At 46.0% G+C, this 13,189-nt stretch carries 13 protein-coding genes; 6 read left to right on the top strand and 7 right to left on the bottom strand.

All coding sequences use genetic code 11. The annotated features are described in order from the left end of the window. Positions 1–60: 60 nt before the first annotated feature. On the bottom strand, positions 61–528 hold the full coding sequence (rnhA, locus tag RH88_RS02900; protein WP_005593349.1) for a ribonuclease HI: 468 nt from the start codon (positions 526–528) through the stop codon (positions 61–63). 56 nt (positions 529–584) lie between these two features. On the opposite strand from rnhA, the gene dnaQ reads away from it, so the two are divergent. Both dnaQ and RH88_RS02890 read left to right on the top strand, forming a co-directional pair. Further along, complete coding sequence (gene dnaQ, locus RH88_RS02895) at positions 585–1,328, top strand: DNA polymerase III subunit epsilon (RefSeq protein ID WP_005593348.1); 744 nt, start codon at positions 585–587, stop codon at positions 1,326–1,328. A gap of 8 nt (positions 1,329–1,336) precedes the next feature. After that, a complete protein-coding gene (locus RH88_RS02890) occupies positions 1,337–2,623 on the top strand; it encodes a TIGR03503 family protein (protein WP_005593346.1) in 1,287 nt (428 codons plus the stop codon). Positions 2,624–2,731: 108 nt separating this feature from the next. On the opposite strand, the gene fadE is transcribed toward RH88_RS02890, so the two are convergent. Then, on the bottom strand, positions 2,732–5,179 hold the full coding sequence (fadE, locus tag RH88_RS02885; RefSeq protein ID WP_005593345.1) for an acyl-CoA dehydrogenase FadE: 2,448 nt from the start codon (positions 5,177–5,179) through the stop codon (positions 2,732–2,734). Between the two features lie 334 nt (positions 5,180–5,513). Between fadE and lpcA the strand changes: the two genes are divergently transcribed. Continuing rightward, complete coding sequence (gene lpcA, locus RH88_RS02880) at positions 5,514–6,092, top strand: D-sedoheptulose 7-phosphate isomerase (protein WP_005593343.1); 579 nt, start codon at positions 5,514–5,516, stop codon at positions 6,090–6,092. Between the two features lie 84 nt (positions 6,093–6,176). Then, positions 6,177–7,034 carry a class II glutamine amidotransferase gene (locus tag RH88_RS02875; RefSeq protein WP_005593342.1) on the top strand — a complete coding sequence of 286 codons (858 nt, stop codon included), beginning with the start codon at positions 6,177–6,179 and terminating at the stop codon, positions 7,032–7,034. A 512-nt stretch (positions 7,035–7,546) separates the two neighbouring features. Here the strand turns inward: RH88_RS02875 and RH88_RS02870 are convergent. Further along, positions 7,547–9,262 carry a proline--tRNA ligase gene (locus RH88_RS02870; RefSeq protein ID WP_005593341.1) on the bottom strand — a complete coding sequence of 572 codons (1,716 nt, stop codon included), beginning with the start codon at positions 9,260–9,262 and terminating at the stop codon, positions 7,547–7,549. Between the two features lie 109 nt (positions 9,263–9,371). Then, positions 9,372–10,067 carry a tRNA (N6-threonylcarbamoyladenosine(37)-N6)-methyltransferase TrmO gene (gene tsaA, locus RH88_RS02865; RefSeq protein ID WP_005593340.1) on the bottom strand — a complete coding sequence of 232 codons (696 nt, stop codon included), beginning with the start codon at positions 10,065–10,067 and terminating at the stop codon, positions 9,372–9,374. 156 nt (positions 10,068–10,223) lie between these two features. Here tsaA and RH88_RS02860 point away from each other — a divergent pair, with 156 nt between their 5' ends. Beyond that, positions 10,224–10,481, top strand: coding sequence for a type B 50S ribosomal protein L31 (locus tag RH88_RS02860; protein ID WP_005593339.1), 258 nt, complete (start codon positions 10,224–10,226; stop codon positions 10,479–10,481). Continuing rightward, on the top strand, positions 10,478–10,603 hold the full coding sequence (ykgO, locus tag RH88_RS02855) for a type B 50S ribosomal protein L36 (RefSeq protein WP_005593337.1): 126 nt from the start codon (positions 10,478–10,480) through the stop codon (positions 10,601–10,603). Before RH88_RS02860 ends, ykgO begins: the two co-directional genes overlap by 4 nt. A 113-nt stretch (positions 10,604–10,716) precedes the next feature. On the opposite strand, the gene RH88_RS02850 is transcribed toward ykgO, so the two are convergent. The 3 genes from RH88_RS02850 to metN all read right to left on the bottom strand — a co-directional run. Then, the gene (locus tag RH88_RS02850; protein WP_005593336.1) at positions 10,717–11,526 is read right to left on the bottom strand and encodes a MetQ/NlpA family lipoprotein; all 810 of its coding nucleotides are present in this window, start codon (positions 11,524–11,526) and stop codon (positions 10,717–10,719) included. A gap of 23 nt (positions 11,527–11,549) precedes the next feature. Further along, positions 11,550–12,227, bottom strand: a complete 678-nt coding sequence (locus RH88_RS02845) for a methionine ABC transporter permease (protein ID WP_005593335.1) — start codon at positions 12,225–12,227, stop codon at positions 11,550–11,552. Beyond that, positions 12,217–13,189, bottom strand: a 973-nt coding sequence (gene metN, locus RH88_RS02840; protein WP_005593334.1) for a methionine ABC transporter ATP-binding protein MetN, incomplete at its 5' end; no start/stop codon positions are given. The genes RH88_RS02845 and metN, both read right to left, overlap by 11 nt.

The following is a 13,189-nucleotide window of genomic DNA, read 5'->3' as shown; positions in this document are numbered from 1 at the left end:
TATGGGGGCTAAGCGTATAGGCCTAATTGCCTAGTCCTTAGGAATACAGTTCTTAGTAATTTAGTTGCTTGGGATATAGCCGTGATCCACTTTTGTTGGATTTTCAGCGGCTGTACGGGCCAGTTCATCACACATTTCGTTTTCGCGATGACCTGCGTGGCCTTTTACCCAGCGCCAGTCGACATCATGACGTTGGGTTTCTAACTCCAGTGCCTTCCATAAATCAGCATTTTTCACCGGTTTTTTATCGGCGGTTTTCCAGTCGCGTTTTTTCCAATTGTGGATCCATTGCGTGATGCCTTGGCGTACATATTGGCTATCCGTAGTCAGAATCACTTGGCATGGTTCCTTTAAGGCTTTTAGAGCCACAATGGTTGCCAGCATTTCCATGCGATTGTTGGTGGTGAGGGTGAAGCCTTCAGCGAGTGTTTTTTCCACTTGCTTATAACGGAGAACAACGCCATAGCCACCTGGGCCTGGGTTACCTAAACAAGAACCATCAGTGAAAATTTCCACTTGTTTCGTCATGATTTGATACTATAGGTGTTAGCACATAATCCATATAGTCTGACATATAGCCTGCAATGAATACCAGTAACAATTCAAATCAGCATCGCATCGTGGTTCTCGATACCGAAACCACCGGTATGAATCAAGATGGCGGCCCACATTACCTTGGTCACCGTATTGTTGAAATCGGTGCGGTGGAAATCATTGACCGCAAATTGACGGGGCGTCATTTCCACGTCTACATAAAGCCCGATCGTGAAATTCAAGCCGAAGCGGTGGCTATCCACGGTATCACCGATGAGTTTTTGCGTGATAAACCAGAATACCGTGATGTGCACCGCGAGTTTTTAGAATTTATCCAAGGCGCAGAATTGGTCGCGCATAATGCGCCCTTCGACGTCGGCTTTATGGATTATGAATTCGAGAAGTTGGATGCCTCGATAGGCAATACTGAGCAATATTGTAAGGTGACCGATACCCTTGCCATGGCGAAGAGAATCTTCCCTGGTAAACGTAATAACCTTGATATCTTGTGTGATCGCTACGGCATCGATAACTCGCACCGTACCCTCCACGGCGCATTGCTCGATGCGGAAATCCTAGCCGACGTTTACTTATTAATGACGGGCGGACAAACCACTTTACAATTCAATCCCGGCAGCGGAGATGGTGAAGGAGTGGGAGGTGAGTCAATAAAACGAGCTTCTAGTCAGCGAAAAGCACTAAAGGTTTTACGCGCTACTGCCGATGAGATAGAAGCCCATAATAGTCGTTTAGATATCGTAGAGAAAAGCGGAAGCTGCCTCTGGCGTCAATAGGAGAGAAGATGTTGAGGATTTGGTTTGCCTTGCTAGGGTTATGCATTTGTTCATTGAGCTTTGCCGCTCAGAGCGCCTCAACGTCCGCAACGGCAACATCTGAAAGTTCGATGACGCTGTTAGATAACCGTTTTCGGGTTGATCCTAGCATTGAACACATTACTTTTGTTATTTATCGCGCAGAATCCTCACAACCTGTGGTGCTGGTGCGTCCTGACGGCCATAAATACTACTCCCATCGTAGCCCCGATAACGTCAGTTGGTATCAAGAGTCGGCGATGGATATCGTGTCGATCGAAAACCCAATGCCAGGTCCTTGGCAGGCGATTGGCAAAGTAACGCCAAAAAATAAAATTAAACTGATTTCCCATCTTAAACTGTCAGCGCAAACATTACCTGAACGTCTATTTCAAGGCGAAGAGATGAAGTTTACGGCTCGCTTAACATCCAATGATAAACCCTTAGTGCTGCGCGATTTTTTGGATCGCGTGGAGCTAAAAGTCACCTTTACTAAGTACATTGAAAATGAAGCTAGCTTGATCAAGGAAGCGCGCCCTGTGCCGATTGAGGTCGGCGTTTTTGCTGATGACGGCCAAGGTTTGGATGAAAAACCGGGTGATGGGGTGTTTACGGTTTCATTGCCGATTACGTCCGCTCCGGGTAAATATCGGGTGCGCATTACCTCAGGCAATGGGGTTTTCTTACGGGCTCAAGAGCAAGAGGTATTGGTTTACCCAAGCCCAATCGAACTTTCCTTTATTCAGTCTCGGACGGAAAATCAAGCTCACCAAGTGATCTTTTCTGGTGAACAAGGCATGATTCAACCGGGGTCACTGGCCGCTCATATTGAACATAGGGATGCGAGGGGTGAGGAAATAGCGGTTGAAAACTCTGCGGCAGATAAAGAGGCAATGAAGGTTGAACTTGATATCCCATACAGTGGCGTGATTGGTGAGTATTCTTGGAATGGCAAAGTGTTTGCCACTGAGCTTGGCTCACATCGCGAGTTGATGTTCCCTCTATCTGAGCAAACTTACAGTGTAGTGAAAGACATTGATTTGGCTGAAACTCGTCGCTTGCAAGAAGAAGAGCGCATCAAACAAGCTCAGCGTTTAGAAGAAATCCGCATTAAACAAGAGCGTGAATCACAGCGTAATCGAAGTTTGATGATTATCGCGTTAGGGAATATTGTGATAATTACTTTGGGCTTAATTGTTTGGTTAGTTATGCGCAAAGTGAAAGCGAAAAAAGCGGCGATTCCTGAAATGCAGTTGGAAATACCGACGAAAGGCTAATGCATTCGAGATTGCATCTGAATAATCTCTGTTTAGAGTGCAAAAGGAAAGGGCTGCCGAGCAGCCCTTTTTTATTGTATCGATCTCTACAAGATGAATAGGAATGTTCTACGCTACTTCATCCATTGCCGCAGGGCTTTGTGGCTTAGTGGCCAATTCTTGTGGAGCAAAATCATCGACGTTAATGACGTAGAGACGTTGCTCTTCAGCTTTGATCAGTAACTGGGCTTCTTCTTCTGTTATCGCTTTCAATTCTAAGCCTTGCTCAGCAATCATATCCAGCTTTAAGAACGCTCGACGTTTACCGATCGCTTGGCATACCTTATCAAAGATTGGCTCAGCTTCTAAGATGATATGTAACGCCTGCTCAATGCGGCCTGCAGGGTTAAATTCACTGGCCGTTAAATACTGATTGCGACCTAAACGTGAGCGAGTGGCACTTGGTGTTTGAATAATCTGCGCGACTTGGCTATCCAATTTGTCACTAGGCATACAGCGAACTTTACCGAGTGGCATTACAACCCATTTCAAGAGCTTAGCGATTACTCGATTAGGAAAATTAGCCAGTAGGCCATCGATGGCTTGTTCGGCTTGATACAAGCTATCTTGCATACCCCAATACAGCAGGGGTAAATCTTCTTTGTTTCGTCCTTCCAAGTCGTAACGTTTTAATGTCGCTGATGCTAAGTAAAGTTGACTTAGTACATCGCCAAGGCGAGCTGAAAGGCGTTCTTTACGTTTTAATGAGCCACCAAGTACCGCCATTGAGATATCCGATAATAGCGCCATATTGGCACTGTAACGATTGAGCTGTTGATAATAGTGCTGAGTTTCATCTTTGTATGGAGCAGAAGAAAAATGACCATCCGTTATACCTAGCCATAAGCTGCGGACAAAATTACTGGCGCTAAAGCTAACATGCCCAGCCAGCGCAGCATCAAACTGATTGAGCGCATCATGATGGTCTGAGTAAGCGGCCTCCATCTCTGTGAGTACATAAGGGTGACAGCGAATGGCTCCTTGGCCAAAGATGATCATTGAGCGGGTGAGAATGTTCGCCCCTTCAACGGTGATGGCGATAGGCGCACCTTGATAGCTACGAGCAAGGAAGTTGGAAGGGCCTAAACAGATCCCTTTACCGCCGACGATATCCATCGCGTCGATGATGCTGCGCTGGCCTCGATGGGTACAATGGTATTTAACAATCGCCGAGATCACCGATGGTTTTTCACCTAAGTCGATACCGGCTACGGTGAGGGCGCTGGCCGCGTCCATCACATAAGCATTACCGGCAAGGCGTGCAAGAGGTTCTTCGACGCCTTCCATATGACCAATCGGTTGTTTAAATTGGCGGCGAATACGCGCATAAGCCCCTGTTGCTAATGCGGCAGTCTTAATGCCACCAGTTGAGTTAGAAGGCAGCGTAATACCACGGCCAACCGATAGGCATTCAACCAACATGCGCCAGCCTTGACCAGCCATTTTTTGTCCACCAATGATGTAATCAATTGGTACAAATAGTTCATTCGCACGAGTAGGGCCATTTTGGAATGGGACATTGAGTGGAGAGTGACGGTTGCCAATCTCTACTCCGGCTAAATGGGTTGGGATCAGAGCGCAGGTAATGCCAAGATCTTGGCTTTCTCCTAGTAGTCCATCAGGATCGCGCAATTTAAACGCGAGACCGAGAACGGTCGCCACAGGTGCGAGCGTAATATAGCGTTTGTTCCATGTTAAGCGCATACCGAGCACTTTTTCACCTTGCCACTGACCATAGCAAACCACACCGTAATCGGGGATTGCACCAGCATCCGAGCCTGCTTCAGGACTGGTTAGAGCAAAACAAGGGATCTCTTTGCCTTGTGCAAGACGAGGCAGGTAGTATTCTTTTTGCTCAAGAGTGCCATAGTGTTGCAGTAATTCACCAGGGCCAAGTGAATTAGGCACCCCTACGGTAGAAGAGAGCACACTGGAAACCCCGGTCAGTTTCTGTAGCACAAGTGATTGAGCGTAGGCTGAAAACTCTAACCCGCCATATTCTTTTTTGATGATCATGGCGAAGAATTTATGTTCTTTGAGGTATTGCCATACCTGTGGAGGCAGATCTGCTAGTTCATGAGTGACGTGATAATCACTCACCATGGCACATACTTCTTCTACGGGACCATCCAAGAATGCTTGCTCTTCTGCACTGAGTTTTGGCGGCGCAATATTATGCAGTTTCTGCCAGTCAGGTTTGCCTTTAAATAGTTCCGCTTCCCACCATACTGTGCCCGCATCTAATGCTTCTTTTTCGGTTTGTGACATCGCAGGTAGCACTTGGCGAAATAGTCTCAAGGCTTTTTGGCTGATCAGCTTTTGGCGCATTCTAGGTACGGTCAGAATGACCACCGCAGTGAAATAGAGCATCCAACTGATTGAGCCAATATAACCTGAGATTGAAAGTAACAGCATCGTTGCAGTCAACATGGTTAGTGAGAGTAACAGCGATGCACGATGGTAAAGGCAAGCACCAAGTACAACAGCAAAGCTAAGGGTGGAGAGCAAGATATCCATATTATGTGTTCCTTTTCAGACGCTTTATGTTTATCCCTATCCAGCGTGAGATGGCAGCGAATAGCGATAATTGTCTGGATTAATTTAGTGGTCTAACCAGTTAAATTGTAATAGAGATATTAATAAAATGTAAAACATGAGATTGTTCAAAAAGTGATCCGTGTAGAGTAAAGATTCTATAAATGTGCGCTGATGTCGGTTTTGTGAGCACGAAAGGTCAAGATTCGATGAAATCTTTGTGGCTGACTCTCGACAGTGCGAATGGTTCAAGTAAACTCAGAAGAGTCTGAGGCTGTGATAACAGCGCTCTAATACTGATTAAAAGAGAATGCTTATGTACCAGGATTTGATTAAAAGTGAGCTGACTGAAGCAGCTGAAGTGCTGAACAAGTTCCTAAGTGATGATCATAATATTGCTCAAATTGAAGCTGCAGCAAAACTGATTGCGGATTCATTTAAACAAGGTGGCAAAGTGCTATCTTGTGGTAACGGTGGCTCTCACTGTGATGCGATGCACTTTGCTGAAGAGTTGACGGGTCGTTACCGTGAAAATCGCCCAGGTTATCCAGGTATTGCGATTTCTGATCCTAGCCATCTGTCTTGCGTGAGTAACGATTTTGGTTACGATTTTGTTTTCTCTCGTTATCTTGAAGCGGTTGGTTCAAAAGGCGACGTATTGTTTGGTCTGTCTACATCAGGCAATTCAGTCAACATTTTGAATGCAATTGAAGCGGCGAAAAACAAAGGCATGAAAACCATCGCTTTGACAGGTAAAGATGGCGGTAAAATGGCCGGTTGTGCCGATATTGAAATTCGCGTACCGCATTTTGGTTATGCCGATCGTATTCAAGAAATTCATATCAAGATCATTCATATTGTGATTCAGTTGATCGAAAAGGAAATGGAAAAGTAATTCCCATTCTGATGCACGGTTTATCCCAATACCAACAATATGTTAGTTTGGTATTGGGTGTTTAATTAGGGAGTGAGTTAAACCATGTGTGAATTGCTCGGAATGAGTGCAAATGTACCCACTGACATTTGCTTTAGTTTTACCGGTCTGATGCAGCGTGGCGGTAATACTGGCCCACATCGCGACGGCTGGGGGATCACCTTTTATGAAGGCAAAGGCTTTCGTACTTTCAAAGATCCTAACCCTAGTTGCCAGTCAAAGATTGCCGAGTTAGTACAAAACTACCCGATAAAAAGTCGTGCGGTGATCAGCCATATTCGTCAAGCGAATCGTGGTGGCGTCAATCTGGAAAATACCCACCCATTTACCCGTGAACTCTGGGGCCGTTATTGGACATTTGCTCACAATGGCCAGTTAACCGATTACCAAGATTTATCATTGGGTCGCTTTCGTCCGGTAGGGCAAACTGACAGCGAACTCGCCTTTTGCTGGCTAGTGACTCAGCTTGAACTGCGTTACCCTGAGCCACCACAAGATATGATGGGCATGTTTCGCTTTGTTGCCCAGTGCTGCGACACACTAAAAGAAAAAGGCGTGTTTAATATGCTGCTTTCTGATGGTGAATACGTCATGACTTACTGCACCAATCACCTCTATTGGATTACGCGCCGAGCGCCATTTGGCAAAGCGACCTTGATTGATGAAGATGTCACCATCAACTTCCAAGAAGAGACGACGCCTAACGATGTCGTCTCGGTGATCGCTACGCAGCCATTGACCGATAACGAAGCTTGGCATCGTATGAAGCCGGGTGAATTCGGCTTATTTCACTTTGGTGAGTTGATTGATGGCAACGCAAGTTCGCTGGTGGATGTGCCGTTTGCGGCCAAGAAAGTCGCTAGTCAAGCGCCGACAGAGCCTTTGGATTCTTTTGAGAATTGAGAGCGCTGCGCTTCGAGAGTTGAGAGCGGACTTCGTCCTTGAGAGCGCTTCGCTTCGTTCGAGAGTAGAGAATAGATCCCCAACTCGCTCGTACCTCGCTCTTGAGGATGACAGCAAAAGCGTGGAACTTCGATAACGTCATTCCCGATAGCGACGAAGGAGCGCAGTCGGGAATCTAGTTTGACGAGAGTAGACTTCGCTTTGAGAACGCTTCGCTTTGAGAGTAGAGAATGGACTTCGTCCTTGAGAATGCTTCGCTTTGAGAATTGAGACTGGACTTCGTATTTGAGAGTGCCTCGCTCTTGAGGATGACAGCACAAGCTCGGAACTTCGATAACGTCATTCCCGATAGCGACGAAGGAGTGTAGTCGGGAATCTTTCACAGAACGAACCACTGCCGCCTCTCGAATCTAGGAGCGAAGCGTTCCATAGAGCGAAGCTCGTTCTCTATTCTACAACAACAAAAAAAAGGCCGATGTTTCCATCGGCCTTTTGCAGTTCTTAGGGTTTAATTACGCAAATTGCGCTTTAACGTGCTCAACAATGTCAGCCATTGCTACTGCGGTTTTCTCACCTGAACGACGGTTCTTGTATTCAAAGTTACCTTCATCCATGCTGCGATCGCCAATCACGATAGTGTGAGGGATGCCGATCAGCTCCATATCTGAGAACATCACGCCTGGGCGCTCTTTACGGTCATCAAATAGAACTTCGACACCCATTGCAGTGAACTCTGCGTATAGTTTCTCTGCCGCTTCTTTAACACGCTCAGATTTGTGCATGTTCATTGGTACGATAGCTACTTGGAACGGTGCTAGAGCGTCTGGCCAGATGATGCCGTATTTATCGTTGTTCTGTTCGATAGCAGAAGCAACAACACGTGAAACACCAATACCGTAACAACCCATCTCTAGGATTGAGTTTTTACCGTTTGAATCAAGAACACTACAGTTCATTGCTTCAGAGTAAACATTACCAAGTTGGAAGATGTGACCTACTTCGATACCACGCTTAAGCATTAGTGTACCTTGACCACATGGGCTTAGGTCGCCTTCAACCACGTTACGTAGATCAGCAATTTGACCTAGTTCTACGTCACGACCCCAGTTAATACCGAAGTAGTGTTTGCCGTCGATGTTTGCGCCAGCACCGAAATCGCTCATTACCGCTACAGAGCGGTCAACGATAAACGGTAGCTCAAGGCCAACAGGACCAAGTGAACCAGCGCCAGCGCCGATAAGTTCACGCATCTCTTCTTCAGATGCCATTTCAAGAGGAGCGGCAACTTCAGCTAGGTTTTCAGCTTTGATTTCGTTTAGTTCGTGATCACCACGGATGATAAGCGCAACGATTGGCGCATCGATTTCATCTGAAGCTTTAACGAAAAGCGTCTTAACGGTTTTCTCAATAGCTAGGCCGTGTTGCTCAACCAATTCCGCGATGGTTTTCGCGTTTGGAGTATCAACCAGAGTCATCTCTTGAGTTGGCGCTGCACATTCACCAGTCGGTGCCAGTGCTTCCGCTTTTTCGATGTTTGCTGCGTAATCTGATTCCGTTGAGAATGCGATCAAATCTTCGCCGCTTTCTGCTAGAACGTGGAATTCTTGTGAACCGTTACCGCCGATCGCGCCTGAGTCAGCCAATACTGGACGGTATTCAAGACCCATGCGGTCGAATGCTTTACAGTACGCATCGTGCATTGCTTGGTAAGATTTCTCTAGACCCGCTTTATCGATATCAAAGCTGTATGCATCCATCATGCAGAACTCACGAGCACGCATTACGCCGAAACGTGGACGACGTTCGTCACGGAATTTGGTTTGGATTTGGTACAGGTTTAGCGGAAGCTGTTTGTAAGAGCTCACTTCATTTCGCACAAGGCTAGTGATCACTTCTTCAGCTGTCGGGCTAAGAACAAACGGACGAACGTGGCGGTCAGTAAAGCGAAGTAGTTCAGGGCCCATTTTTTCTGAGCGGCCTGTCTCTTCCCAAAGTTCAAACGGCTGAACAACGGGCATCAAGGTTTCGATTGCACCTGCATTGTCGATCTCTTGACGAACGATGTTTTCGACTTTACGCAATACACGTAGACCAGTTGGCAGCCAGGTATAAAGACCTGAAGCTAGACGACGGATCATACCTGCACGTAGCATGAGCTGGTGGCTCACTACTTCTGCGTCGTTTGGAGTCTCCTTAAGAGTAGAAAGAAGATAATTACTGGTACGCATTCAATTTATCCGTTTAGTAAAGTTAGATACTCAGCCGGAATGGTCTGGAGTATGACGATCCCACAAAGGGAATTTGTTAGCCGCCTATAATATCAGCCAAACGGCTTTGTCAAAAGTGTTCAATCACGGTAACCGACACTAAGTTATCGTTTACGGTGAATTTAACGTTCAAATTGAACAAATTTACCGCGTACTCTTTATGGTCCGGCTTACCTTTTTTATAGGCAGGTCGAGGATCTTGCGCCAAGACTTGCTCGATGACTTGGCGGATATGCTGACCATTCGCCAAGCGGGAGAGACTCTCGGTTGCTTGTGGTAAAAAGCACACAATCGCCTTTTCTGGCTCTTTTTCTGCGTACCCACCACTAGCATCAATAATAGCATCGGAGTAGGGAATATAAGGTTTGATATCGATGATAGGGGTGTTGTCGACCAGATCAACGCTACCAAGATCCAAATAAAATTGGTCACCTTCTTGGTTAATACCTTTCAACTCCACCGCTGACATGCCAATACCATTGGGGCGAAATGTTGCTCGTGAAGCCAATACACCAACACGCTCGTTGCCGCCCAAACGCGGTGGTCGTACGGTTGGTTTCCAACCTGCCGCTAAGTTTTGATCAAACAAGAAGAGTAGCCATAAGTGGCTGAACTGCTCAATGCCGCGGATGGCTTCAGCGCAATTTACCTCGCCTTGCAGTTTCACTCGAGCGCTTGCAGCAGGCACTAGGCGTGGCTGCCTAGGAACGGCAAACTTTTCTTTATACGGGCTCTGGATATAACCAATCGGCTCGATGTTGTACACGGCGTCATCTCTTCGTTAATTTTCTGCACAAGATAGCACAATCGTGCACTTCGCACTGCTGGTAAACATTGGCGAATAATTTGCTTGATCTTTTGTTGGTAATTACTATCATTTGATATGTTATAACATATCATTTAATTAGAAAGGGAGGAGAGAATGAAAGCGGAAATTCATCCGGAGTATCGCAAAGTGGTGTTTCACGATACCAGTGTCGATAAGTATTTTATTGTTGGGTCAACACTCAGCACAACCCGCACGATAGAGTGGGAAGATGGTAAGACTTATCCCTATCTAACCTTGGATGTTTCATCAGAATCTCATCCGTTCTACACCGGGAAACAACGTGTGGCACAGAAACAGGGACGAGTATCTAATTTCAATCGTCGTTTCGGTCTCTTTAAGGAGCAAAAATGAAAGTTTTAAAATCGTTAAAAAGTGCGAAGAGTCGTCATCCCGATTGCCAGATCGTCAAGCGACGTGGTCGCTTATACGTAATTTGCAAAGCTAACCCTCGCTTCAAAGCGGTACAAAAGTAGTCGATTGATTCTGCTGGTATGCTTGTGCTGTGGTATTTCGCATGAGAGGAAATAAAAAAGCGGCCACATACAGTGCCCGCTTTTTTATGAGTGTGTCATTCAGCTGAAGGGGATTACCAGCCTTTTACGACACCACCTTGGAAGATCTCAGAAGCGCCGTTGTACACTTCTTCTGTTTGGTAAGCTTTAACAAAGTTCTGTACGTTTTCTGCGTTAACGTTGTCTTCGCGAGCAACGATTAAGTTAACGTATGGAGACTCTTTGTCTTCTACGAAGATGCCATCACGCTGTGGAGTTAGGTTTACAGAGCTTGCATAAGTATTGTTGATAACAGAAAGAACCACATCATCAAGTGAGCGCGGTAATTGCGCTGCATCAAGTTCAACAATCGTTAGGTTTTTCGGGTTTTCTACGATATCACGTACTGTTGCTTGTAGACCTGCACCTTCACGCAGCGTGATAAGACCTTGTTGCTCAAGAAGAAGCAGTGAGCGACCTAGGTTAGTTGGGTCATTTGGTACTGCGATACGAGCGCCATCTTGAATCTCATCAATAGATTTGATTTCTTTAGAGTAGCCTGCGATTGGGTAAACAAACGTATTGCCTGCAATCACGATTTTGTAGCCACGGTCAGCCACTTGCTGATCTAGGTATGGTTTGTGTTGGAATGCGTTGATGTCGATAGAGCCATCGTCTAGTGCAGCGTTTGGTGTTACGTAGTCCGTAAACGTGACAAGCTCAACTTCTAGACCGTATTTTTCTTTAGCAACTTTAGCCGCAATCTCAGCAACTTGCTCTTCAGCACCCGCCATTACGCCGACTTTAATCTTGCTTGTATCGACTTCCTTTTCACCACAACCAGAAAGAAGCAGTGCAGATGCCGCAGCGGCAATGGCCAGTAAACCTTTAACATTAAATTTCATCATAATCTCCTTATAAAAACTTCTTATCTATGATCTACACGGCGAACAACGGCATCACCGATAGATTGAATGATTTGCACTAACACAATAAGCATTACCACAGTCACAGCCATGATCAGCACATCGTAACGGTGGAAACCGTAGCGAATAGCGACATCACCAAGGCCACCACCACCCACGGTACCTGCCATCGCTGAATAGCTGACTAAGGTCACTAAGGTAATCGTGACTGAGTTGACGATGGTTGGCATCGCTTCAGGTAGCAGTACTTTATTGATGATTTGCAGTGGTGTTGCGCCCATTGACTGCGCCGCCTCAACGAGACCATTTGGCACTTCTAGAAGCGCACCTTCAATCAAGCGAGCGACAAAAGGAATCGCACCAATAGTAAGTGGAACGATCGCGGCGGTCGTGCCAATAAACGTACCGACTAACAGTTTGGTCACTGGAATTATGGCGACCATTAAAACCAGAAATGGAACAGAACGACCCACGTTTACTACTGCGCCAAGAATGCTGTTTAGCTTGGTATTCTCCAGTAAGCCGCCTTTTTTAGAGGTATGCAGAATCACACCAAGTGGAATACCGACTGCAAAGCCAACCACACCAGAAACGGCTACCATGTAGAGCGTTTCCCATGTTGCACCTAATAACAAATCTGCGTTAAGGCTTAGCCATTGTGAAAATGAATTAAAGGACATAGCCAAGCACCTCAACTTTTACATTATGCTCACGTAAGAATTCGATTGCGTTATTATCGTCTGCTTCACTACCAAACAATTCAGCGACCATCATGCCGAATTTAACCCCACCCGCATAATCCAGATCAGAGCTTAAGATGTTGGCATCAATATTATATTTACGGGCAATCTGGCTCATTAGCGGAGCATCCACGGTTGCGCCAGTAAACTCTAAACGTACTAACGGGTAGCTGCCTTCTACACGAGTCGGTTGCAAACGCACTTGATAGTCTTCCGGAATAGAGAGATCTAACGTTGAGCGAATAAACTGGTGCGCGAGTTCGGTTTTTGGATGAGCAAAGATCTCTCCAACCGTACCTTTTTCGACTAACTCACCACCGCCGATGATCGCCACTTCATGACAGATACTTTTCACCACATCCATTTCATGAGTGATCAATAAAATGGTGATTTTGAGTTTGCGGTTAATCTCGCGTAACAATTCTAATATTGATTGTGTCGTCGCTGGATCAAGTGCGCTGGTTGCCTCATCACACAGTAGAACCTTCGGATCAGAAGCAAGCGCGCGAGCAATCGCCACACGTTGTTTTTGACCACCACTAAGATTGGCAGGATATGTTTCGTGCTTGTCTTCAAGACCGACTAATTTTAGTAGTTCAGAAACTTTGGTTTGAATGTGCTTTTTGTCTTTACCTGCTAACTCGAGTGGTAAGGCAACATTGCCAAATACAGTACGAGAAGAGAGTAGATTAAAATGCTGGAAAATCATGCCGATGTTACGGCGCGCTTCGCTAAGCTGCGATTTACTTAATGCCGTCAATTCGACGCCATCAATAATAATTTGGCCGCTGGTTGGAACTTCGAGCATATTGACGCAGCGGATCAGTGTACTTTTACCGGCACCAGACGCGCCAATCACGCCAAAAATAGTCCCCTGAGGGATATTCAGATTGATGTCTATT

The sequence above is a fragment of the Vibrio scophthalmi LMG 19158 genome (assembly GCF_000222585.1).
Lineage (GTDB): Bacteria > Pseudomonadota > Gammaproteobacteria > Enterobacterales > Vibrionaceae > Vibrio > Vibrio scophthalmi.
Note: the sequence above shows the minus strand (reverse complement) of the source record. Positions and strands in the feature narration are given on the sequence as shown.